This window comes from Cryptosporangium minutisporangium (genome assembly GCF_039536245.1).
Taxonomy (GTDB): domain Bacteria; phylum Actinomycetota; class Actinomycetes; order Mycobacteriales; family Cryptosporangiaceae; genus Cryptosporangium; species Cryptosporangium minutisporangium.
The window spans coordinates 26,224-49,415 of sequence record NZ_BAAAYN010000012.1 but is presented as its reverse complement, the minus strand read 5'-3'; the positions used below and the strand labels follow the sequence as shown (position 1 = coordinate 49,415).

General features: G+C 72.0%; 17 protein-coding genes and 1 pseudogene. 9 read left to right on the top strand and 9 right to left on the bottom strand.

The annotated features are described in order from the left end of the window. Positions 1–16 precede the first annotated feature (16 nt). Genes cofD through ABEB28_RS09870 form a run of 3 tightly spaced genes read left to right on the top strand, consistent with a single transcriptional unit; the run spans position 17 to position 2,961 of the window. Positions 17–1,012 (top strand): 2-phospho-L-lactate transferase, encoded by a 996-nt coding sequence (gene cofD, locus ABEB28_RS09880; protein WP_345727701.1) that lies wholly within the window; start codon positions 17–19, stop codon positions 1,010–1,012. Then, the gene (locus tag ABEB28_RS09875) at positions 1,005–2,393 is read left to right on the top strand and encodes a coenzyme F420-0:L-glutamate ligase (protein ID WP_345727700.1); all 1,389 of its coding nucleotides are present in this window, start codon (positions 1,005–1,007) and stop codon (positions 2,391–2,393) included. The genes cofD and ABEB28_RS09875 overlap by 8 nt, the downstream gene beginning before the upstream one ends. Before the next feature lie 52 nt (positions 2,394–2,445). After that, positions 2,446–2,961, top strand: a complete 516-nt coding sequence (locus ABEB28_RS09870) for a hypothetical protein (RefSeq protein ID WP_345727699.1) — start codon at positions 2,446–2,448, stop codon at positions 2,959–2,961. Here ABEB28_RS09870 and ABEB28_RS09865 read toward each other — a convergent pair. From ABEB28_RS09865 to ABEB28_RS09850, 4 genes are all read right to left on the bottom strand, one after another. Continuing rightward, entirely contained in the window at positions 2,946–3,959 is a 1,014-nt protein-coding gene (locus tag ABEB28_RS09865; RefSeq protein ID WP_345727698.1) for a DNA-3-methyladenine glycosylase family protein, read from the bottom strand. The two genes, ABEB28_RS09870 and ABEB28_RS09865, sit on opposite strands and share 16 nt — an antisense overlap. After that, the gene (locus tag ABEB28_RS09860) at positions 3,940–5,031 is read right to left on the bottom strand and encodes a mannose-1-phosphate guanylyltransferase (protein ID WP_345727697.1); all 1,092 of its coding nucleotides are present in this window, start codon (positions 5,029–5,031) and stop codon (positions 3,940–3,942) included. Before ABEB28_RS09860 ends, ABEB28_RS09865 begins: the two co-directional genes overlap by 20 nt. Before the next feature lie 61 nt (positions 5,032–5,092). Beyond that, complete coding sequence (locus ABEB28_RS09855) at positions 5,093–6,238, bottom strand: glycosyltransferase family 4 protein (RefSeq protein WP_345727696.1); 1,146 nt, start codon at positions 6,236–6,238, stop codon at positions 5,093–5,095. A gap of 194 nt (positions 6,239–6,432) precedes the next feature. After that, positions 6,433–9,210 carry a SpoIID/LytB domain-containing protein gene (locus ABEB28_RS09850; protein ID WP_345727695.1) on the bottom strand — a complete coding sequence of 926 codons (2,778 nt, stop codon included), beginning with the start codon at positions 9,208–9,210 and terminating at the stop codon, positions 6,433–6,435. A gap of 206 nt (positions 9,211–9,416) precedes the next feature. Between ABEB28_RS09850 and ABEB28_RS09845 the strand changes: the two genes are divergently transcribed. The 4 genes from ABEB28_RS09845 to ABEB28_RS09830 all read left to right on the top strand — a co-directional run bounded on the left by ABEB28_RS09845 (position 9,417) and on the right by ABEB28_RS09830 (position 13,929). Then, positions 9,417–10,187, top strand: coding sequence for a TIGR03089 family protein (locus ABEB28_RS09845; protein ID WP_345727694.1), 771 nt, complete (start codon positions 9,417–9,419; stop codon positions 10,185–10,187). A gap of 803 nt (positions 10,188–10,990) precedes the next feature. Next, entirely contained in the window at positions 10,991–11,677 is a 687-nt protein-coding gene (locus tag ABEB28_RS09840; protein WP_345727693.1) for a glycosyltransferase family 2 protein, read from the top strand. Between the two features lie 144 nt (positions 11,678–11,821). After that, on the top strand, positions 11,822–12,646 hold the full coding sequence (locus ABEB28_RS09835) for a DUF1028 domain-containing protein (RefSeq protein ID WP_345727692.1): 825 nt from the start codon (positions 11,822–11,824) through the stop codon (positions 12,644–12,646). Positions 12,647–12,768: 122 nt separating this feature from the next. After that, on the top strand, positions 12,769–13,929 hold the full coding sequence (locus tag ABEB28_RS09830; protein ID WP_345727691.1) for a hypothetical protein: 1,161 nt from the start codon (positions 12,769–12,771) through the stop codon (positions 13,927–13,929). Between the two features lie 11 nt (positions 13,930–13,940). Here ABEB28_RS09830 and ABEB28_RS09825 read toward each other — a convergent pair whose 3' ends face one another. The 3 genes and pseudogenes from ABEB28_RS09825 to ABEB28_RS09815 form a co-directional block, all read right to left on the bottom strand. Further along, positions 13,941–15,527: a DUF7379 domain-containing protein gene (locus tag ABEB28_RS09825; protein ID WP_345727690.1), complete on the bottom strand. Its 1,587-nt coding sequence runs from the start codon at positions 15,525–15,527 to the stop codon at positions 13,941–13,943. Beyond that, entirely contained in the window at positions 15,520–17,973 is a 2,454-nt protein-coding gene (locus ABEB28_RS09820) for a CHAT domain-containing protein (RefSeq protein WP_345727689.1), read from the bottom strand. Before ABEB28_RS09820 ends, ABEB28_RS09825 begins: the two co-directional genes overlap by 8 nt. Positions 17,974–18,041: 68 nt before the next feature. Next, a pseudogene (locus ABEB28_RS09815) lies at positions 18,042–19,286 on the bottom strand (acyl-CoA dehydrogenase family protein). A 180-nt stretch (positions 19,287–19,466) separates the two neighbouring features. Here ABEB28_RS09815 and ABEB28_RS09810 point away from each other — a divergent pair. Both ABEB28_RS09810 and ABEB28_RS09805 read left to right on the top strand, forming a co-directional pair. After that, positions 19,467–20,840 (top strand): UDP-glucose dehydrogenase family protein, encoded by a 1,374-nt coding sequence (locus ABEB28_RS09810; protein WP_376980377.1) that lies wholly within the window; start codon positions 19,467–19,469, stop codon positions 20,838–20,840. Positions 20,841–20,908: 68 nt separating this feature from the next. Then, positions 20,909–21,331 (top strand): CoA-binding protein, encoded by a 423-nt coding sequence (locus ABEB28_RS09805; RefSeq protein ID WP_345727688.1) that lies wholly within the window; start codon positions 20,909–20,911, stop codon positions 21,329–21,331. Between the two features lie 52 nt (positions 21,332–21,383). Here the strand turns inward: ABEB28_RS09805 and purE are convergent, their stop codons facing one another. After that, positions 21,384–21,857, bottom strand: coding sequence for a 5-(carboxyamino)imidazole ribonucleotide mutase (gene purE, locus ABEB28_RS09800; protein WP_345727877.1), 474 nt, complete (start codon positions 21,855–21,857; stop codon positions 21,384–21,386). Positions 21,858–21,871: 14 nt separating this feature from the next. Continuing rightward, positions 21,872–23,110 carry a 5-(carboxyamino)imidazole ribonucleotide synthase gene (locus tag ABEB28_RS09795; RefSeq protein WP_345727687.1) on the bottom strand — a complete coding sequence of 413 codons (1,239 nt, stop codon included), beginning with the start codon at positions 23,108–23,110 and terminating at the stop codon, positions 21,872–21,874. Between the last annotated feature and the right edge of the window lie 82 nt (positions 23,111–23,192).

Genomic DNA, 23,192 nt, shown 5'->3' with positions numbered 1-23,192 from the left:
GCGCAACGATGGGAGCATGCGCATCGTCGTACTGGCCGGCGGCATCGGCGGGGCTCGTTTCCTCCAGGGCGTCCGGGCCTGGGCGGAGAACCGGCCCAACGATCCCGAGATCACGGCCGTCGTGAACACCTCTGACGACGTCACCCTGCACGGCCTGCGGATCTGTACCGACCTCGACAGCGTGATGTACACGCTCGGTGGCGGACACGACGAGGAACGTGGCTGGGGACGCGTCGGCGAGACCTGGGCCGTCAAGGACGAACTCGCCGAGTACGGCGCGGAGCCGACCTGGTTCGGCCTCGGCGACCGGGACATCGCGACGCACCTGGTGCGGACGCGGATGCTCGACGCCGGGTATCCGCTCTCCGCCGTCACCGAGGCGCTGTGTGCCCGCTGGAAACCGGGCGTCCGGCTGCTGCCGATGACCGACGACCGGGTGGAGACCCACGTCGTCCTCGCCGACGAGCTCGATCCTGACGCCGGGGGCGCGGGCGTCCGGCGGCGGGCGGTGCACTTCCAGGAGTGGTGGGTCCGCTACCGGGCCGGGCTCGCGGCCGATCGGTTCGTCCAGGTGGGCATCGAGGACGCCAAGCCAGCGCCGGGCGTCCTGGAGGCGATCGCGGCCGCCGACCTGATCCTGTTCGCGCCGAGCAACCCGGTCGTGAGCATCGACACGATCCTCGGAGTGCCGGGGATCAAACCGGCGCTGGCCGCCGCGTCGGCGAAGATCGTCGGGGTGTCGCCGATCATCGGTGGTGCGCCGGTTCGCGGAATGGCGGAGAAGTGCCTGCCGGTGGTGGGCGTGGAGGTCTCGGCGGCGGGGGTCGGCGCGCACTACGGGGCGCGGGCCTACGGCGGGCTGCTGGACGGCTGGCTGGTCGACACCACCGACGCCGGCACCGTCCTGTTCGGCGCCGACGTCCGGGCGGTACCGCTGTGGATGACCGATCCTTCGACGACGGCCGAGATCGTCGCCGAGGCCGCGGCGATCGGCGGGATCCCTCGTGGGTGACGTCGTCGGGCCACCGCCGTCGCCCGCGCCCAACGGTGGTGCGGCGGCACGGGCCGGGGGCGTACAGATCTTGCCGGTGCCGGGGCTTCCCGAGGTCACACCGGGAGCGGACCTCGCCGCGCTGATCGCCGCCGCCGCTCCCTGGCTGGTGGACGGCGACGTGCTGGTCGTCACCAGCAAGATCATCAGCAAGGCCGAGGGCATGCTGGTCCCGGCCGGTGACGACCGGGAAGCCGCCCGCGAGGCCGCGATCGACGCCGAGACCACCGCCGTCGTCGCCACCCGCGGCCGCACGCGGATCGTCCGCACGTACCACGGGCTCGTCCTCGCCTCGGCCGGCGTCGACACGTCCAACGTGGATCAAGACACGATCGCGCTGCTCCCCCGGGACTCCGACGCCTCCGCCCGAGCGCTCCGAGCCGGGTTGCGGGACTCGCTCGGCGTCGACGTCGGGGTGCTGGTCAGCGACACGATGGGCCGGCCGTGGCGGGTCGGTGTCGCGGACGTGGCGATCGGCGCGGCCGGTGTGCGCCCACTGCGGGACCTGCGCGGGCAGCGGGACGGCCACGGCAACGACCTGGCGATGACCGTGGTCGCCGACGCCGACCAGCTCGCCGCCGCGGCCGAACTGGTGAAGGGCAAGTCCGGCGGCGTGCCGGTCGCGGTCGTGCGGGGTGTCCGAAAACTGGTCGACGTCGGTGGTGACGACGGGCCGGGCGCCGCTGCGCTGGTCCGCGTGCTGGACGAGGACATGTTCGCGCTGGGCACCGCCGAGGCCCGCGCACTCGGGCACCGCGAGGCGGTCACCCTCCGCCGCTCGATCCGGCATTTCACCTCACAGGAAGTGGCCCCGGACGCCATCGCCCGTGCGGTGGCCAGTGCCGTGACGGCGCCGGCCCCGCACCACACCACGCCCTGGCGCTTCGTCCACGTCGCCTCGGACGACGTCCGCAAGCGGCTGTTGACGGTCATGCGGGACGCCTGGGCGGCCGACCTGCGAGGCGACGGATTCGACGAGGCCGCGATCGCGCGCCGACTCAAGCGCGGCGACCTGCTGTGGGAGGCACCCGCTCTGGTCGTTCCGGCGCTGGCCCTCGATGGCGCGCACACCTACCCCGACGCCAGGCGGGCGACGAGCGAGCGGGCGATGTTCCAGGTCGCGATGGGCGCCGGGGTGCAGAACTTCCTGGTCGCGCTGGCCGCCGAGGGCATCGGCTCGTGCTGGATCTCCTCGACGATGTTCTGCGCGGACCTGGTGCGGGCCGAACTCGATCTCCCCGACGACTGGCACCCCATGGGCTCGGTGGCCGTGGGCTACCCCGCCGAGGACCCTCGCCCCCGTCCGCCCCGCGACGGCAGCGCCTTCCTAGTCACCCGCTAACGAGCCGCCAGTCCCGATCCGGAGACCCTCGCGGGATGGCATGGTGACCGGCATGGTGGCGCGCCTGCATGTCCAGGAACTGGTCGTATCACAGGATTACGGACAGTTCTACTTAACCACCGATGAGGACATCGACGGTGGGGTGCTGCTCGACGACGCCTATGCGAACGGCGGAGTCGGCCAGGAGGAACCCGGCTTCGACGTCCTAGTCCGCACCCCGCACCAGAACAACTTCGAACTCGGGCTCCGGGTCGAGCTCTGGAACGGAAGACCGCCCGACGACCTGGACGACTGGCAGGAAGCGTCGGAGGCATGGGTGGAGGTCACCGACTTCGGTCTCTGGTACGGCTCGCCGATCCAGGAGTACCACCGCCTGGAGGTGCCGCCGGGCGAGTACGCGGTCCGGATCGCCGGTCGCGGCCTGACGCACTGGGGCTGGCCGGGTACGACGACGCCGGGAGACACCTGGCGAATCCAGCTCTGGCCGAGTGACGAGCCGTTTCCGGCACGGAAGTTGCGGACCTGGTCGGGCTGGGAGCCGCTGCGGAACGGTCAGAACGTACGGTAGTCGCGCGGGGAGAAGCGGGGGCCGCGACGAGGGGGACGAACGGCGGGCCCTACCTCGACGAGGCGCACCGCGCGGGCCCGATGCGGAGCGTACGGCGCGAGCACCTCGAGCATGCCCGCGTCGTCGAGCTTGCGCCCGACCAGCGCCCACCCGACGACGTTCGGCAGGTGGAAGTCGCCGACGCTCACCACGTCGGCGCCCGACATCGCCCGCTGTACCGCCTCGGCAGCCGTCCACGGCCCGATCCCGGGCAGCGTGCACAGGATCCGCACCACCTCGGCGACCTCGCCCCACACCAGCTGATCGAGGCGGGCGGCCACGGTCGCCGCGGCGCGGATGGCCCGTCGCCGGGACAGGTCGACGCCCGCCTTGTGCCACTCCCAGTCCGGGATCGCCAGCCAGTCGGCGGGGTAGGGAGCCACCGCCATGCCCTGCGGTGCCGGGCCGGGGGCCGGTGAGCCGAACCGCCACACCAACTCACGCCACGACCGTCGGGCCTCGATGCCGGTCACCTTCTGCTCCAGCACGGCCACCGAGACCTGGTCGAACAGCAGCCGCGTCGCCGGGAACCGCAGTCCGTTGCCGCACGTCCGCCACGCCTCGGCCAGAACGGGGTGCGGCGCCGCATCCAGCACCCCGCCGAAGTCGCTCACGTCGTCGTCAGCACAGAGCAGTGAGGGAAGGTGCTCGAGCAGCCACGGACCGCCCGGACCCCAGGCGTCCGCCACGATCGTGTCGCAACGCGGTGGCGAAGCGCTCGGGCCAGCGTGGTCCGACGTGCCTGCGGGCTTCCCTGTCGTGCGGCGCAGCCGCAGCGTGCCGGGACCGTCGGGGGTGGGCGCGGTGCGCCACAGCGCACCGTCGGCCAGTCGCTGGGTCGGGTCACCCTTCCCTCGGGCCAGGTGCCCGAGGGAGCGACGCAGGTCCAGCGGGTACGACGGACGCCACTCACGCGTGAGTGGTTGCGCTGAGAGTGCCTCAGCAGAGATTGCCCGCACCCTTGTTCTTCAACGCCTCGACCAGCGACTTGACCTCCTGCGCCCGGTCCCGCGGGCAGACCAGCAGCGCGTCCGGGGTGTCGACGACGACGACGTCCCGCATGCCGAGCAGCGCCACCGTCCGGCTCGAGTTGGGGACGACCATGGAGCCAGAGGTGTCGATCGTGATCACCCGGTCGGGCGTACCGACCACGGTGTTGCCCTCGTCGTCGTGCTCGAGGACGGCCGCGAGCCCGTCCCAGTCGCCCAGGTCGTTCCAGCCGAACGCGGCGGGGACAACGGCGACGCCGCCCCGGGCCGCGGCGTCCTCCATGATCCCGTGGTCGACCGAGATCTTCGGCAGCCGCGGCCAGACCTCGGACAGCACCTCGTCGCGTCGGGGCAGATCCCAGGACTCGCAGATCTTCATCAGCCCGCTGTGCAGCTCGGGGAGCTGCCGCTCGACCTCGGCGAGGAACGCGTCGACCCGCCAGACGAACATGCCGGCGTTCCAGACGTACTCGCCGGATTCGAGGTAGGTCTCGGCTACCTCGCGCGACGGCTTCTCCTTGAACTCCAGCACGGCACGCGCGCCGGTGGCCAGGTGATCACCGCAGCGGATGTAGCCGTACCCGGTCTCCGGGCTGGTCGGCGTGATGCCGATGCAGACCAGCTTTCCCTCGGCCGCGGTCCGGATCGCCGTGCGCACGGTCGTCACGAACGTCCGGACGTCCCGGACGACGTGGTCGGCCGCGAACGACCCCATCACGGCGTCCGGGTCGCGACGCTGGATCAGCGCGGCAGCCAGCGCGATCGCCGGGCCGGACTCACGCGGACCGGGCTCGACCACGATGTTCGACGCCGGCACCTCCGGCAGCTGCCTGGCGACCGCGGCGGCGTGCGCGGCGCCAGTGACGACGAACGTGTCACCGGGCAGCGAGACGTACTTCAGCCGGTCGACGGTCTCCTGGATCAGCGTCCGGTCACCACCGGTGAGCTGATGGAGAAACTTGGGATGCCCGGCGCGGGACAGCGGCCACAAACGCGTGCCGCTGCCCCCGGCGGGGATGACTGGGTAAAAGGCTCCGCTCATGAGGCCACCTCCGCGGGCTGGTCCTGTCCTCGGGGGTCGTCGGTGCCGTCGGCGGCAGCCGTCACGCGCTGGCCGCCACGGCTCGGGTGAAGCTGGCGATGTGCGCCTCGGCGGAGGCGTCCCAGGAGAACTCCAGGGACCGCTCACGCCCGGCCGCGCCGAGCTGGGCCCGTCGCTCGTGGTCGTCGAGCAGCGCAGCCAGGTCGGTACCGATGTGGTCGGCGTCCTCGCCGGTGTAGGCCACCGCCTCGCCGCCGACCTCGGGCAGCGACAGGCGCGGGGTGGTCAGCACGCAGGCGCCGCAGGCCATCGCCTCCAGCACCGGCAGGCCGAAGCCCTCACCGTGGCTCGGGTAGGCCACCACCACCGCGCCACCGAGGTAACCCGGCAGGTCGGCGTAGCGCAGATAACCGGGGCGGATCAACCGCAGGTGCGGCGGGATCTCCTCGATCGCGGTGTCGATCTCCTCGTCGTGCCCGGAGCCACCGGCGATCACCAGGGCGGGCGGCGCCTCACGGTGCGCGCAGGCCCTGGCCCAGCCGCGGATCAGGTTCGGCACGTTCTTGCGGGGCTCCTGCGCACCGAGGAACGCGACGTAGCTGGCCTGACCGATGCCCAGCCGGGCCCGGACGCGCGCGCACTCGGCGTCGTCCGGCACGTGGAACACCCGGGGGTCGACGCCGTGGTAGGCGACGTCGAGCTTGGTGGGGTCGGCGTCGAGCAGGCGGATCAGCTCGTCGCGGGTCGCCTTGCTCGGCACGATCACCCGGGACGCCCGGCGCATCGCGGTGCGGGTCGCGGAGCGGAAGAACGCGCCCTTGCCCTTGTCGTAGTGCCGCGGGTCGGTGAAGAACGTCGCGTCGTGCACCGTCACCACGACCGGGCAGGAGACCCGCAGCGGCTGGGTGTAGTGCGGCGAGTGCACCACCTGCGCGTTGACGTGCTGGGCGACCAGCGGAAGCCCGGTCTGCTCCCAGGCCAACCGGGCCGGGCGGTGGGCGACCGCCGCCGGCGCCGAGATGACGGTGGCCGCCGGCACCAGCCTGCTGTAACGCTCCGCGTCGGCGCGCTGGCAGACCACTGCCAGATCAGCGCCGGCTCGTCCGAGGGCCGGAAGCAGCCCGTCGACGTACCGACCTACGCCGCCACGGTCCGCGGGAACCGCCGTGGCGTCGACAAGGACTCGAGGGCCGTTGCCGCCTGTCACCAGTTGTCTCCTCGTCGACCTGTTCGTCGCACCAGGTTGCCGACTTCTCTTTTTGGGGGGATCCACCGTGACCCCGCGTACGGGTGGACGACGCCGTCTCCCGCGCTGTAGAGAGTACGCCGGAGTGGCACCCGTCACCGCACGGTCGACGCCGTCCGGTGGCTCCGGGATCTCCCCCGGCGCCACCGTAGCGGTTACTTCGTGAAGCCGAGGTAGGTACTCCGCAGCCCGAGCTTCGAGCGGAACGCGTCCCCGGTCACCGACACCGTCGCGGCCTTGCCGGTGGAGAGCGTGCCGGCCAGCACGACGGTCTCGGCCCGGCCACCCCAGCGGCCGACGCCGGTCCGCTTGGTCACCGTGACGGTGGTGACCTTGGTCAGGCCGGCCGCTCCGTCGATCGCGGCGAGCTGCGCCGGGGTGACCACCGTCGTCCAGTTGTTCGTGGACGAGCCGGAGGCCAGCGAGTACGGGTCGACCTTGGCCGGCAGGTAGCTCTTGCCGCCGGAGGCGGTGTAGCCGCCGCTGTTCGACGAGAACTCGGTGCTGATCACCGTGCCGCCGACCGTGAGGACCTTGCCCGCGGTCGCGGTGATCGCCGCGTTGGTGGCGGCGGTCTCCGAGAGCGCGCCGTCCCAGCACTGGTTGGCCTGGGTGTCGATCACGTCGTAGTACCTACTCGGCGTGATCTTCGCTGCGGCGTACGACCGGGCCGCGAGCGTCTGGGCCTGCAGGGCCGCAGCCGGCCAGCTCGACGGCATCTCCGAGGCGACGACGCCCTTGAGGTAGGTGTCGATCGGCATCCGGGCGACGTAGCGGGCGGTGTTGTCCGCGACCAGGGCGGTCAGCGAGCCGGCGAACGTCACGCTGGTGCCACCGCGGCAGTCGGACTTGGCCGCGCTGTAGTTCACCTTGAGCGTCGCCGGGCCGCTGAACGTCACCGGGGCCGCGAGCGTGTGCGTGGTCTTCCAGGCGGTGCCGACCTTCTCCTGGATCAGGTAGCTGCTGCCGCTGCGGGCGACGTGCCAGCCGGTCCGGACCGGGAGGGTGACCGCCGTGCCGTTACCGGCGGTGGCGACGATGCCGCTCACCGTGGTGCCGGAGACCGGCACGAACGTGAAGTGCCCGCCGTCGATCGCGGAGAGCCGGACCCGGATCGTCGGGTTGCCCTTCGCGGCGACCACCGCACCGGGGTAGTAGAAGTTGACGATCTGGGTCGCGGACAGGCCCTGCGTGGCCGCGCCCTTCGCGCCGTACTGGCTCAACCCGCGGCCGTGGCCGAAGCCGGCGCCGTAGACGGACAGGCCCGCGGCCGGAACCGCAGCGCTGTTCGTGGTCGAGGTCGCGGTGGTGACGGCGGGGGTCGGCGTGGCCGTCGGGCTGGTGGTGGGCTTGGCGGTCGGGCTGGTGGTGGGCTTGGTGGTCGGTTTCGTCGTCGTGGTGGGCTTCGGAGCCGCGGTGGGCTTCGTGACCACCGGGTTCACCGGGGTGGAGCCGAGCTTGTAGGCCGCGACCAGGGTCTTGGCCCGGGTGCGCACCCAGCTCATGATCGCCAGGCCGTACTTGCCGGGGCAGGCGGTCGAACTGGTGCTCTGGTGCGGGTAGACCGTCGGCAGGCTGACCGTGACCTTGGACTTGAACTTCGTCGAGGGGCCACCGGTCAGGCGGGTCGTGCCGACCGGGCTGACCTTGCCGGCGCCGAGCTTGAACGCGGAGTAGCGGGCCACGGCCTCCTTGGCCGCCGCGCTCACCGCGACCTTGGTGTGGTCGCCGATGATGCCGATGCCGCTCGTCCCGCTGTTGAAGCCACCGGCGTGGGCGGCGACCACCGCGCGGCTGAGGCCGCCGTAGCGCCCCTCCCAGACCCGGCCGAAGCGGTCGATGAGCACGTTGTAGCCCATGTCGCCGTACTTCTCGGTGACGGCCATGTAGTAGTAGATCGAGCGGATGATCGCCGGCACCTGGGCCGCGGTGTAGTTGTTGCTGGTCGCGGTGTGGTGCACGACGACCGCGTTGACCTTGGACGCGTACTTCGGCGCCCACTTCATGTACGCGGCGTTCGCACCCCAGGCGGCACGGCCGTAGATCTTCACGACACCGTTGCCGTACGACCCCGGGTTCGGCGCCGCGGCCGCGGCCGGTACGGCGGCGGGGGCCAGCGGATCGGCCGAGGCGACCTCTTCGCCGTCGGTGGCGGTGGCCTCCGGGGAGGCGTCCTGGGTGGCCTCGGCGACCGCCTCGGGCGAGGCGGACGCGGTGGCGGCGGAGACGTCGGCGGCGGCCGCGTCGGTCGCGGCGACACCGGGGTTGATCAGGTCGACCTTGACGTCGACCGGCTGCCGGCCGGCGACCGTGGTCACGACGACCTCGGCGGCGACGGCCTCGCCGGTCCAGATCAGGCCAGGGCCCTCGCGGAGGTCGGCCGGGATGGCGTTGGTTCCGTTGCGGTCGTCGTTCTCACCGTTGGAGGCGGTCGTCCAGGACGACCACGGCGCACCGGCGGACGGCCGGGTGCGCACCGCGACGCTGACGCGCCCGAGCGACGGGTCACGCTGCCAGCTGATGCCGATCGCGGAGAACGGGGTGCCCGCGGCGACCGTGCGGAGGACGCGCGGCGCGGCGCTTCCCTCGGTGGCGGCCGCAGCGGCGAAGGCCAGCGGCACACCGGCCGGCTGGCTGTTGCTCGTCGAGGCGCCGTCGGCCGGGTTGGTGGCGCTGCCCAGCGCGAGCGTGCGCACCGACACCTTGGCGGGGCTGCTGGAGCCCGCGCTGCCGGCCTGGGCGCTGCCGGTGTCGACGCTGTCGGCGGCGTCCGGGCCCGCCGCGCTCTGCGCCGCACCGGACGAGGCGTCGGTGGTCGTCGGAATGGTCTGCGTCGAGGTGGCAGGGGCCGGGGTGGCCTGGACGACGGTGCTGGCTGGCGTCAGTGCGATGCCGCCGGCGACCGCCGCGACGACCGTGGCCGGGAGGGCCACGGCCCACCGGCGCGCTGTCGTGTGTCGAGCCATAAAAGCAGATCTCCCGCGTCGTCTCGGTACGGCTTCGGTCGTGGATCGGCGTCCACGAATGAGCCGTCGGCGGGATCGGTTGCGGGATGAGCGGGGTTGCTGCCGCGCACCCGGCACTCACCTGGCGTGCAACGATGCGGCAACCGACCAGGCGCGAACGGGCTTACGGAGGCATGGTGCAGCTGCAGGAATCACCGGACGCGGCGTTGCGGCGGGCGCTCGGGGACGACCCGGGCCGACCGCTGATCACGCAGTACGACGACCGCACCGGCGAGCGCGTCGAGCTCTCCGTCGCCACCGTCGACAACTGGGTGTCGAAGACCGCGAACCTGCTGCAGGAGGCCGGCGTCGAGCCGGGTGCGGCGGCCGCGGTGCTACTGCCCGCGCACTGGCAGACCGCGGTGATCCTGCTGGGCTGCTGGCGGGCCGGGGTCGCGGTCGGGTACTCCGCCGCCGTGGGCGACGCCCTTCATCCGGACGCCGAACCGCAGGTCGTTTTCACCGCGGCGGACCGGGCCGCAGAGGCCGTCGAACTGGGGGGCGAGTTCGGGGGCGACGAGGTGTGGGCGCTGTCGCTGGCCCCGCTCGCCGCGCCGCTGCGCGAGGTGCCGTCCGGAACCGCGGACTACGCGGTCGAGGTGCGGGGGCAGGGTGATCGGTTCGCGCCGTACGCGCCGGTGGACGCCGGGGGGCCGGGCCTGCTGGGCGTCGGGTCGCTCGCCGAGCTGACGACGCTCGGCGCGGAGCGGGCGTCCGCACTCGGCTTGGGGGCCGGTGGGCGGCTACTCGTGGGCACCGGGGACGACGTTCAGCCGTCGCCGCTCGACTGGCTGGTGGCGCCGCTGGTGGTGGGCGCCGGTGTCGTGCTGCTGCGGCACCCGGACCCGGCGCGCGTCGATCGCGTGGCCGAGTCCGAACGGGTGACCGCGCGCTACCCGGGCTGACTCCGCGCGCCACCGCCGGGCGCGGGCGTGGTGGGGCGCGGTCTTCCCGAAAACCCGCCCGTCCGGGCGCTGGGAGAGGTGGCTTCCCGAAAATCCGCCCGTAGGGGCGCTGGGGGCGCGGTCTTCCCGAAAACCCGCCCGTCCGGGCGCTGGGAGAGGTGGCTTCCCGAAAATCCGCCCGTAGGGGCGCTGGGGGCGCGGTCTTCCCGAAATCCGGCACGGGCCGGGCGCTCGGTGGGCGCGGGCCGGGCACAAGAGAGCCCCGGCCCGCTCGCGCGGGCCGGGGCCTTGTTCACTTGGAAGAACCTCCGGGCTCCACCCCCTGGGGAGGATCGAGTGGAGTACCGAGACTCTTCCGACCGTGTCGCCGAACCGTCTACCGCGTGCCGCGATGACTGGCTTCGGCGGAACCGGCTAATAAGTCGCCGTCGCGGACCCGGGCGGACCCGGATCGTGAACGGCGCCTCCTTGAGCCGGCGTCGTGCTCCGTCGTGCACGACGGGCGGGACCGGACGTTCCGACTGGAGGTCACGCCCGCAAGACGTCCCGAGAACGGGACATCGGCGGAGCCCGGCACCACGGCACGTCGGTGCCGCGTAGCCGGTGGCACTGGCGACGCAGCCACCGACCACACTGCGACCAACGACTGTGTCATGCCACCCCCTTCCGTGCGTCCAGATATGGACATACCGTGTCTATCAGAATCAAAGCGGCAATGGAAGCCTTAGGCATCTCTGCACCCAAATGCAACTCTGGCCCCATTGGCCTCACCGGAACTGGCCCGGCATCCCTAGACTCACCGCGTGAAGCTGTCCGTCCTGATGCCGGTCTTCAACGAGGAACGCACGGTCGCGAGTGCGGTCAAGCGCGTCCTCGACGTGGACTACCCGTGCCCCGTCGAGCTCGTGGTGGTCGACGACGGCAGCCGTGATCGCACCGCCGCAGCGCTCGCCGGCATCGGCGACTCGCGGATGGTCCTCGGCTCGCACCCGCTCAACCGCGGCAAGGGCGCCGCCGTCCGCACCGCGGCCGGCCTGGCGACCGGGGACTACGTGGTGGTCTGCGACGCCGACCTGGAGTACTCGCCGGAGGACATCCCCAAGCTGGTCCAGCCGGTACTCGACGGCGACGCCGAGGTCGTATTCGGCACCCGCACGTTCGGGTCGCACGCGTCGTACTCCTACTGGTACGTGCTCGGCAACCGGGGCGTCACCACCGCGTGCAACGTGCTGTTCAACTGCTACCTGACCGACCTCGAGACCGGCTTCAAGCTGATGCCGACCGCGCTCTACCGCGAGCTCGACGTCCGGGAGCCCGGGTTCGGCATGGAGGCGGAGATCGCCGCGAAGCTGCTCCGGCGAGGTATCCGGCCGTACGAGGTCCCGATCAGCTACCGGGCCAGGGGCCGCGCCGAGGGCAAGAAGATCACCTGGCGGGACGGCGTCGAAGCGGTCTGGATCCTCGGCAAGATCCGGGCGGGCGGACGGTAGGACACGGTACGGCTGACCCCTCCCGGGACCGCCGGGACCGGCCGTACGCTTGCGCTGGGATCATTCGGCGGCTGGCGGGGCGTTCGCTCAGCTCAGCGCGGTGCGCACAGCAGGCGCGAGGGGGTCAGCGATGGGTCGCTGCAGGTGACCTTCTCCGTACTAGGCCGGGATCCGGTCACCGGGGAACTGGGCGTCGGCGTCGCGTCGTGCGTGCTCGCCGTCGGCCGGGCCGTTCCCTGGGCCAAAGCCGGGGTGGGCGTCGTCGTCACCCAGTCCCAGACCCGTCGCGGCTACGGTCCGCACGCGCTGGCCGGCCTGGAGGCCGGCGTTCCCGCCCATGAGGTGCTGACGACGCTCCTGCGCCGGGACATCGGAGCCTCCGCGCGCCAGGTGGCGGTTCTGGCCGCGGACGGCGCGGTCGCGGTCCACACCGGCGAGGGTTGCCTCGCGACCAGCGGCGACCGCTACGGGGACGGGTGGAGCGTCCAGGGCAACCTGCTGCGTTCACCGGCGGTGCTGGACGCGATGGCGGACGCGTTCATCCGCAGCCCGTTGCCGCTGGCCGAGCGGTTGCTCACCGCCCTCGAAGCCGGGGACGCCGCCGGCGGCGACCTGCGCGGACGCCAGTCAGCGGCGCTGCTGGTCGTCGGTGGCCGCCGCCAGGCCGAGCCGTGGGACGCGATCGCGGTGGACTTGCGCGTCGACCACGCGTCGGACCCGCTCGCCCAGCTCCGCCAACTGCTCTCGCTGCAGCGCGCCTACGAGGACGGCGACAGCGCGACACTCGCCGACGTTGCGCCGGACAGCACCCGAGCCGTCCACGCGGCCCTCGACGCCGCCCGGCGCGGTGACCTGGAGGGTGCCCGGGCGGCGCTGGCCGAGCTCCGCCGCAAGCCCGAGTGGGAGGAGTGGCTGCGGTCGGGCGCGGTCGCCGGACGTTTTCCGCACCTCACCCGCCTGCTCGACTGAGGATTCTCGTCGACGCGTCACTCGACCCACCTCTGACCTTCGGCGACGCCCGAATCGTCGGCGGTGCGGGGTAGCCTGCTGGTGACGCGGACGTACCCGACCCACCGGCCCGGGGAGAGCTCATGCGGCACTTCGGCAGTCTGGTGCTCGCCCTGCTCCTTGCCCCGGTGATCTGGGCGGCGGTCGCGTTCGGGCCGAATCGGCTGGCACGCTCGACGCTCGACTTACCCGGCTCCGGCGACACCGACCGTTACCTCGGTATCGGGCTGCTGCTGGTCGCTGCGGTCGCGCTCGGCGTCCTGCTGGTCACCCGGCTCTCCCCGCTCGGCCCGGCGCTGGTGGGGCTGGCTTTTGTGGCCGTCTCCGCGCTCGGCCTCTCGGCGAGTTCGCCGGTATACGACCTCGGTAAGGACGTGCTCTCCAACGAGGACCAGCAGACGCTGGTCTCACCGCTGGCCACCGGCTATCTCTGGCTCGCCGGATTCCTCCTGCTCATGCCGTTGGTCGTTCCGTCCCGCTGGCGGAAGACACGTCCGGCCGCGGCGCCCGCGGCGGCGGTTCCGGCCGGCCCCGGCGGCCCCGGTAATTTCGGCGGCCCTGGTGGTCCACCCGGCCCCGGCGGTCCTCCCGGTGGCGGCCCCGGATCCGGCTACGCGGACGGTCCCGGAGGCCAGGGCGGCTACGACCCGGGCGGCTACGGCGCCGGCGGCTACCGACCGGGCACCGGCCCGGCGTCCGGCGAGTCGCCGACCGCGATCGCCGCACCGATCGGATCCGACCGCCCACCCGGTGAGGGCGGCTACCAGTCCGAGGGCAGCGAGTACGCGTCGGCGCCCGGCTGGGACACCCCGCCGCACCAGTCCCCTGGCGGCCAGCCGCCGCACTCGACCACCCCGTACCCGGCCGCGACGAACTACCCGCAGTCGGCGTACGACCCTCCGGAGGGGTCCGGCTACCCCAACTACGGGGAGCGGCCGCTGCAGGCCCCGGGTTCCGCCCAGTTCCCGTCCGCCTCGCCGTACCCGGGCTCCCCCGGCGCGCAGTACCCGCCGTCCACGTACCCCGCGTCGCCGTCCCGGTCCGCGGAGCCGGCACCGCCACCGAACGCGTACCAAGCGCAGACGTATCCGACCACGTACTCGGCGCCGGAGCAGCCACCGGGGCCGACCAGCTACGCCCCGACCGTGTACGGGCGGCCACGCGCCGCCGACGACACCGACGAGACGCGCCCGCCCGCCGGACCGGACACCGACGATCCGCGGGAGACCCGCCGCCTGCCGTGATGGCCGGTGCCTCAGACCGCGCCGGGGAGCCATTCGCCGAGCTTCGCGCGCACCCGGACGTCGGAGAAGAACGCGGTGTGGACGACCGCGCTCGGCGACTGGACCACGAACGGGTCGGTGACCCGGTAGTCCCCGGCCTCGAACACCCCCTGGGTCGGCACCACGAGGTCGTTGCCGGTACCGAAGAACGGGTCCACGATCGCGTTCAACGCCCGCAGCCGGAGATCCTCGGCAGCCGGGGTGAAGTCCGACGTGATCGCCCGCACCGCGCCGGCCGCGCCGCTGGCGCCACCCCCGAACACTTGGGCGTTCGCCGCCGTCACCGCCGGGTTCCCCGGATCCATCGCGGTCAGGCCGGCCAGTCCGTTGAACACACCGGTCGCCACCTGCTTCACCAGCTCGATGACGGCCTCGGCGGTCGGCGTCGCCACCTCCTCGGGCAGCATCGAGAACAGGTTCGTGAAGACGTCGATCAGCGTCGTCCAGCGCTTCGGCGAGGCGAGTACGGTCCCGCCGTTCGGCGTCCCGACGTGGATCAAGCGGCGGACGTCCGGCGTCGGAACACCAGCGGCCGCGGCGAGGGCCGGGTCGGCGATCCGGCGTCCGACCAGGCCGCCCCGGGAGTGCGTCAGCAGGTCGAGAGTGACCGGACGATCGGTCGGTAACCGCCGCAGGAACCAGTCGGCGTTCGTCGTCGGATCGACGTGCAGGGTCTGGTGATCGAAGCCGAGCACGCGACCCTCGTACCGTGCGACGAGTTCCGCCAGGTCGGGTTGCCCGCCGCCGCTGCGGTTGAGCCCGGCGAATCCACTGCGGATCGTGCTGAACGTGCCGTGGACCAGGACCAGGAACGGCTTGTCCGCCAGCTCCGCGAGACGTGCGGCAGAGACGCCGTCCGGCGGCGGGACGTCGCCGAGCGACTCCGGCGTCACCAGGCTGAGCGCATGCGGCCGCCGCCGGTCCTCCCACCATCCGACGACCGCTTTGCCGACCGCCGCAGCCGCGGCCTCAATCGGGAAGCGGATCAGGTGCAGCACCTTGCGGACGCCGAAGCCGAGGAAGCCCCGCTGCTGGCCGCCGACGCCGCCCTGGTCGAGTTGCACGATCGGGATGCGGAACGTCTGCTCGATTCCGGCGCGGACCGGAGCCACCCCCCGGGCGGCCAGGGCGGTCCCGTTGTCGGCGATCGCGACCGCGGTGGCCGCTGCCTCCACGTCGATGTGCCAGCGGACCAGACCGACCTCGTCGACCTCCAGCACGACCTGGCCCTCGTCGGGGTCGGGGCCGGGCACGGACAACTCGACGTAATTCTCCTCGCCGGTCAGCGCACGAACGCCCCCGAAGGGCGTCGGTGGCACCTGGACGTCGTCGAGCGGCACCGCGAGCACGGTTCGCATTCCGGCGGCCTCCACCACCGGAAGGAGCCGCGCAACTGCGTCGCCACTGTCCCCGAGTAACTCGTCGGCCACCACACCGCGCACCGGACGGGTTGCGGTCGGAGCCTGGCGCACGTCCCCGACGGTCGCGCTCACTCCGGACGAACGCAGCCGCACGCCGTAGGCCAACTCCACCTCGTTGTCGCGCTCGAGCTCAGGCACCGCGGTCCCTCCCCCTCCACCACACCAGGAGCCTTGGGTGACCAAAATAGACGTAGGCCGATACCGTCTCGGTCCCCGGCAACGTTCCCCGGATCCGCCGCAGGAACGCCGCTGGGGACTGGCCCGCCCAGACGGCCGGATAGAACTGCTCGGCCACGGTCCGGGCCACGCCGTCGTCGACCTTCCAGAGTGGTGCGACGACCGCCCCGGCGCCGATGCCGATCAGGGCCGCCGCCATCCCGGTCGGCTCGCCGAGCGCCTGCTGTCCCTGCCCGACCTGGCAGGCGTTCAGAAACGCCAGCCGGATCGGGCTCTGGCCGACCCCGCGTACCGATCGTGGGCTCAACCACGACCCGTCGAGCATCAGCAATCCGTCCCGGCTTCCGGTGACGTCGAGCTGCCCGTGCAGAGCGACGTGGACGACGTGGGCGGACGGCCGACCCGCGAGGACGGCCAGCACCGGATCGATCTGCGCCGGGATCTGCTGCGCGCCGTACCAAGCGGCGAGGTGCTTGGCCTCGGCTTCCGCCTCCGGCAGGCGGGGCGCGCGCTCGTAGCGACCGGTGATCACCGCCATCCGGTCCAGGTCGAGCGCGGCGGGCGGGGCCGGCGTTCGATGCTGCTCCTGGTAAGTCCAGCGGCCGAGGACGGTCTGTGCGCCGAGCACGTCCGGGTACTCGGCGTCCCAGGGATCGTCGACGATCGCCAGTTCCCAGGGGACGAACGGTTCCCAGCTCGCCAGCAGGACGGTCGGTGGCTGCGGCGCGCGGAGATCGGCGATCGCCCGCAGCGCGACCCAGAACGCTTCCGGCATCGCCTGCCGGATCTCGTAGCCGATGCCCCGCAGGTACTGGGCGCGGTCGGCGGCGTCCCGCCGGTCCTCGACGCCGCGCATCATGCCGCGCGCCCACTCGGCGTTGGTGCCACCGGTCAGTACTCGGATCGGCTCCGAGGGCAGCGGGACGCTCGAGTGCGGTGAGCGGAGGTACCACACCAGACGGTGCCCGGCCGTGTCGTTGCCGGGCGCGACGATCACCTCGAGGTCCGGCTGGGTCTTCGGGTCACTCGGCAGCACCCAGTCGACGCCCGACGCGAGCCCGCTGACCAACGCCACTTCGGCCGCGGCCGGAGAAGACGGTACGGCCGGAGCCGACGGACTCGGCGGAGCGAGCGGAGGGGGCGGCCCGGCCGCGGCCGGACCAGCCAGAGGCGGGCCAGCCGGGGCCGGGTTGGCCGGGGCCGGCGCAGAGGCAGCCGAGGCCGGCCGCACCACGTGGACCGTCCGGGACGCGACCCCGATGATCTGCCCGTCGAGCGAGTAGACGGCCTGGAGCGCCCGGTCGTCGCGGAGACGGAGGTCCTCCTCGGCCACCAGCCGGACAAGCGCGACTGGGTAGGGGTCCGCGTCGGTGACCGGCAGCAGCCTCGACAGGCCCTCGCCCAGGACGCGGAATCCTTCCGCGAGCACCTGGACGCCGAGCGTGAACGGCCCGGCCGGCACCTCGAACCCGGCCGAGACCACGCCGGCCTGCGGCGACGCGCCGAGCCCGACCAGCACCGCAAATTCGACGCCCGGCGCCACGGCGTCCGGCGCGTCCAGCCGCGCACAAACACTCCGCTGTACGACCGGCTCCAGACCAGTTCCGGAGACCCGGTCCGGTTTCTCCCTCGGGTGCGGCGTGGGCGCCCGACTGCGCTCGCGCCACCGCTGCCACCAGCTACGCCGTGGCGGGGCCATCTGCGGCGCGTCCGGCGGTGCCGACGGAGAAGGAAAGTATCCCGGCAGTGGCTGGGGCTCGTACGACGGAGGCGCGGACGGCGGCGGCCGGAACATCGGGCCGGGCGGGCTTCCCCGCAGGAACGGCGGCCGCAGCGTCTCGACGAGCACGAACAGCCGCGTCAGCGCCTCGTACGGCTCGTCCCGATCGTCGCCGGTCGGGGCCGGGTCCGGCGGGACGCCGGTCAACGTCGACGCCGCCTTCGCCAGCAGCTGCCAGGCGTCCGGTGACACCAGCGCCGCCGCGATCAGCGCGAGAATCTGCGTGGGGGCGCCCACCGTCGCAACCGCCCGCCCTGCGATCGCCGCAGCGTCCGGCGGTCCTTCGCGCCGCAGTTCCGACCCGGACCCGAGCTGAGAATCCGCCGGCCCGTGCTCCACGAACGACCGCACGATCCACGGCCACGCCCGCGGCGGGTGGTCCAGAAGCTGCCGCCGCAACTGCTCAGCCCTCGCAACCAGCTCGGGTGTCGCCTGAGCCGCGGGGGCGGCGCGCGGAGCGTCGTCCGGCGGGAACAGCGTTAACCCGTAGCCGGCGGCGGCCCGGATGACGTCGGGACCGACCGGGACCTGCCGGAGCACCGCGGCCGCGGCATCGCGAACCAACGGGTCGGGGTCCTCGAGGGCGCGCAGCACGACGGCGAGGTCGTCGACCGACAGCGGCAGCATTGCGGTGATCCTCGTGGCGACGGGCAGGACCGCAGCCAGTGTGGAGCATCCGCGCTCGCCCTACCGCCTCACTTGAGCAACTGGCGCGCCATCACGATGCGGTTGATCTGGTTCGTACCCTCGTAGATCTGGGTGATCTTGGCGTCACGCATCATCCGCTCGACCGGGAAGTCCTTGGTGTAGCCCGCACCGCCGAGCAGTTGGACGGCGTCGGTGGTCACCGACATCGCGGTGTCGGACGCCAGCACCTTCGCCGCGGCGGAGTAGAACGTCAGGTCCGGCTCGTTGCGCTCGGCCTTCGCCGCGGCGACGTACACCATCTGCCGGGCGGACTCGATCTTCATCGCCATGTCGGCGAGCATGAACTGCAGGCTCTGGAAGTCGGCGATCGCACGGCCGAACTGCTTGCGCTGCTTGACGTAGTCGCGGGCGACGTCGAACGCACCCTGGGCGATGCCGACCGCCTGGGCGCCGATCGCGAGCCGGGTGTGGTCGAGCGTCCGCATGGCGGTGGCGAAGCCCGTTCCCGGTTCGCCGACGACGCGGTGCAGCGGGATCGTGCAGTTCTCGAAGTAGACCTCGCAGGTCGGCGAACCCTTGACGCCGAGCTTGCGCTCCGGGGTGCCGACCTGCGAGGTCTACTTCGAGAACTGCACGATCCCGCTGCACCGCGTCGTCGGCGAACCCTTGACGCCGAGCTTGCGCTCCGGGGTGCCGACCGAGAAACCTGGGTCGTCCTTGTGCACGACGAACGCGGAGATACCGCGCGAACCGGCGTTCGGGTCGGTCTTCGCCATGACCGTGTAGTAGGTCGAGATCCCGGAGTTCGTGATCCACGCCTTGGTGCCGTTGAGCACCCAGTGGTCGCCGTCCCGGACCGCGCGGGTCGACATCGACGCCGGGTCCGAACCGGCCTCCCGCTCCGACAGCGCGTACGAGAACATCGCCTCGCCGCGGGCCAGCGGGGGCAGCACCTCGCGCTTCAGCTCGTCGGACCCGGACAAGATCACCGGCGTCGAGCCGAGCTTGTTCACCGCAGGGATCAGCGAGCTGGACGCGCAGACCCTGGCGACCTCCTCGACGACGATCGCGCCGGTGATCGCGTCGGCGCCCTCGCCGTCGTACTCCTTCGGCACGCCGACCGCGTGGAAGCCGGCCTTGGTGAGCGCCTCGCGGGCCTCGACCGGGAACCGGGAGTTGTCGTCCACGTCGGCTGCGTACGGAGCAATCGCACCCTCGGCGATCTCGCGCACCGCATCGCGGACATAACCGTGTTCCTCCGCAAGCCGGTAGATACCGAACGAAGTGTCCACGGTTACTTCTCCTTCATCCCTGAACGCGACCCTTAACGCTCATTAAGTGTTCTCAACCTTACCGACCGAGGCGTGTGGTTCTGCTGGCGGTATCGCGGACACCATCTATCCTCGAACGGTTGAGACGACCCGGACGGCCCCTGCACCCCGCCCGGCCCAGTAGAGCTGACCCGGTGGGTCTTGCCACAGGAGGAAGCACGCGTGTCGGAATCAATCCCCCAACGACCTCGCCTGACAGTGCTCGGCACGGGCTATCTCGGGGCCACCCATGCCGTGTCCATGGCCGAACTCGGCTACGAAGTGCTCGGCATCGACGTGGATGAGTCCAAGATCACCAAGCTCGCCGACGGCCAGGTGCCGTTCCACGAGCCCGGTCTGGACGAGATGCTGCGTCGCAACCTCGCCACCGGTCGTTTGCGGTTCACGACCTCTTACGCCGAAGCTGCCGATTTCGGCGATGTGCACTTCGTGTGCGTCGGCACGCCGCAGAAGGCCGGCAGCCTCGCCGCCGACATGCGGTACGTCGAGTCCGCGGTCGTGTCGCTCGCGCCACACCTGACGCGGAAGGCGCTGATCGTCGGTAAGTCCACGGTGCCGGTGGGCACTGCGGAGTGGGTGGAAGAGCTCGTCGCGCAGCACGCACCCGCGGGCATCGGCGTCGAGGTGGCCTGGAACCCGGAGTTCCTCCGCGAAGGCTTCGCCGTCGAGGACACGCTGCGGCCCGACCGGCTCGTGTTCGGCGTCAAGAGCGACTGGGCCCGCGAGATGCTCGAGAACACCTACAAGGGCGTTTACGAGCTCGGCGTGGCCGAGGACCGTGAGGTGCCCACCGTCGTCACCGACTTCCCCACCGCTGAGCTGGTCAAGGTCGCGGCGAACTCGTACCTCGCGACGAAGATCTCGTTCATCAACGCGATGGCCGAGGTCTCGGAGGTCGCCGGCGCGGACGTCACGCAGCTGGCGCGCGCGATCGGGTACGACGTCCGAATCGGCAACAAGTTCCTCCGGGCCGGCGTCGGCTTCGGTGGCGGCTGCCTGCCGAAGGACATCCGGGCCTTCCAGGCTCGCGCCGAGGAGCTCGGCGTCGGACACGCGCTGCGGTTCCTGTCCGAGGTCGACCAGATCAACACCCGCCGCCGGGAGAAGGCTGTCGAGTTGACCGCCGAACTCGTCGGCGAGCTCGCCGGTGCACGTATCGGTGTGCTGGGCGCCACGTTCAAGCCCAATTCGGACGACGTGCGCGACTCGCCGGCGGTGGCGGTCACGAAGCTGCTGGCCGAAGCGGGTGCGCAGGTCACCGTGTACGACCCGCAGGGCATCGACAACGCCAGGCGCGCACTGCCGACTGTCGCGTACGCCACGTCGTCGGTGGACGCGATCCGGGACGCCGACGCCGTGGTCGTGCTGACCGAGTGGGAAGAGTTCCGCCACGCCGACCCGGTGGCGCTGGGCAAGGTCGTCACCCACCGGCGGGTCGTGGACGGACGGAACTGCCTCGACCCGGCCGAGTGGCGCGCCGCCGGCTGGGAGTACCGCGGAATGGGCCGCGCCTGAGTTCTGCCGTACGAGCCCGGGTCGCTTCGGCGGCCCGGGCTTCGTCGTTCCCGGCATAGATTGGACGCATGAGCACGGCAACGAAGCACAGTGATCCGGATTCGATCCGCCGGTTGTTGGCGGCCAAGACGTGGGCGTTCGTCGGGCTCACCGACACCCCGTACCGCACCGTGTACCAGATGGCGGCGTTCCTGCAGCGCAACGGTGTCCGGATCGTGCCGGTCAACCCGCGCGCCGAGTCCGTCCTGGGCGAACAGGGCTATACCGACCTCGAAGGGATCCCGTTCGCCGTCGACGTCGTGGGGATCTACCGCCGCTCGGAGTTCGTCGCGCCGCACGTCGACGAGGCGATCCGGATCAGCGCCGACGGCGTGTGGATGCCGCTCGACGTCGTCGACGAGGACGCGGCGGCCCGGGCCCTCGACGCCGGGCTCACGGTCGTCATGGACCACTGCCCGAAGATCGAGTGGCCCGCGTACGGACGGCGCTAGAAATCTGGCCCGTTATCGACCTATCCCCTGCCCGCGATACGTCGACAACGGGTCAGGTTTTCGAGTGGGCCTGGAGGGCGGCGTCTTTCTGAGCCACCAGGGCGCGCAGGTCGTCCTGGAACGTGACCATCTTCGCGCGCAGCGCGGGGTCGCTCGCGGCGAGGATGCGCACCGCCAGCAGCCCGGCGTTTCGGGCACCACCGATGCTCACGGTGGCCACCGGTACTCCGGCCGGCATCTGGACGATCGAGAGCAGCGAGTCCATGCCGTCCAGGTGCTTGAGCGGCACCGGGACGCCGATCACCGGTAGCGGCGTCATCGAGGCCACCATGCCGGGCAGGTGCGCGGCACCGCCCGCCCCCGCGATGATCACCTTCAGGCCGCGGTCCGCCGCCGATTCCGCGTAGTCGAGCATCGCGCGCGGCGTCCGGTGCGCGGAGACCACCCGCACCTCGCGCTCGATCCCGAACTCGGCGAGCGCCTCGGCCGCCGCCTTCATCGTGGGCCAGTCGGAGTCGCTGCCCATGATCAACCCGACGCTCACGATGTTTGCCCTTCCATGGGGGGACGCCCCTCTCGAAGCCAGTGCACCGCACGCCGGGCCCGGCGGCGGACGTCGTCCAGGTCGTCGCCGAGCGCGGTCACGTGTCCGACCTTCCGTCCCGGTCGGAGTTCCTTGCCGTACAGGTGCACCTTGACGCCCGGCTCGGCGGCGAACATGTGGTGCAGCCGCTCGTCGAGCGTCATGTCGGCGGGAGGCTTGTAGTGGTGGTGGTCCGCGGGCTCCGTCCGTGGCGTGGCCCCTGGCCGGGGCGGCGTCACGTCGCCACCGAGCAGGTTGGCCATGACGACGTACGGCGCGGTGAGACCGGTCGCACCGAGCGGGTAGTCGAGCACCGCCCGCAGGTGCTGCTCGAACTGCGACGTCCGGGAGCCCTCGATCGTCCAGTGCGCCGAGTTGTGCGGGCGCATCGCCAGCTCGTTGACGACGATGCCGTCCGGCGTCTCGAACAGCTCCACCGCCAGCACCCCGACGACGTCGAGCTCGGCCGCGAGCCGGATCGCCAGCTCCTGGGCTTCGATCGCCCGCTCCTCCGACAGCCCCGGCGCCGGCGCGATCACCTCGACGTTGATGCCGTCCCGCTGCACGGTCTCCACCACCGGCCACGCGGCGACCTGGCCGAACGGCGAACGCGCCACGACGGCGGCCAGCTCACGGACGAGCGGTACCCGCTCCTCGACGATCAGCGGCGTTCCGGCGTCGAGGAGTTCACGTACCTGCGACGGGTCGCTGATCATCCAGACGCCGCGGCCGTCGTAACCGCCGCGCGTGGCCTTGGCCACCACCGGGCGATCGCCCCCGGCGGCTGCGAAGGCTACGACGTCCTCGACCGACGCGACCGGCGCCCACCGCGGCACCGGCGCACCGAGGGCGGAGAGCCGCTCCCGCATGACCTGCTTGTCCTGGGCGTGAATCAGCGCGTCCGGGCCCGGGTAGACCGTGAAGCCCTCGGCCACCAGCGCGCGCAGGTGATCCGGCGGGACGTGCTCGTGGTCGAACGTGACCACCTCGGACCCGGCCGCGAGCTTGCGCAGCGCCGCCAGATCGGTGTGGTGGCCGACCAGAACGTCGGCGGCGACCAGCGCGGCGCCGTCCTCCGGATCGACCGCGAGAACACGCAGCGACTGGCCGAGCGCAATCGCGGCTTGATGGGTCATCCGGGCAAGTTGACCGGCGCCCACCATGCCGACTACCGGGAGTCCGGTACGGGGGTGCATGGCCCGAAAGCCTAGCTGGCCAGCACTGATCACTCCGGCCCCGGATGCGGCCGGTGCGGCGTCGGCCACACCCGATCGAACC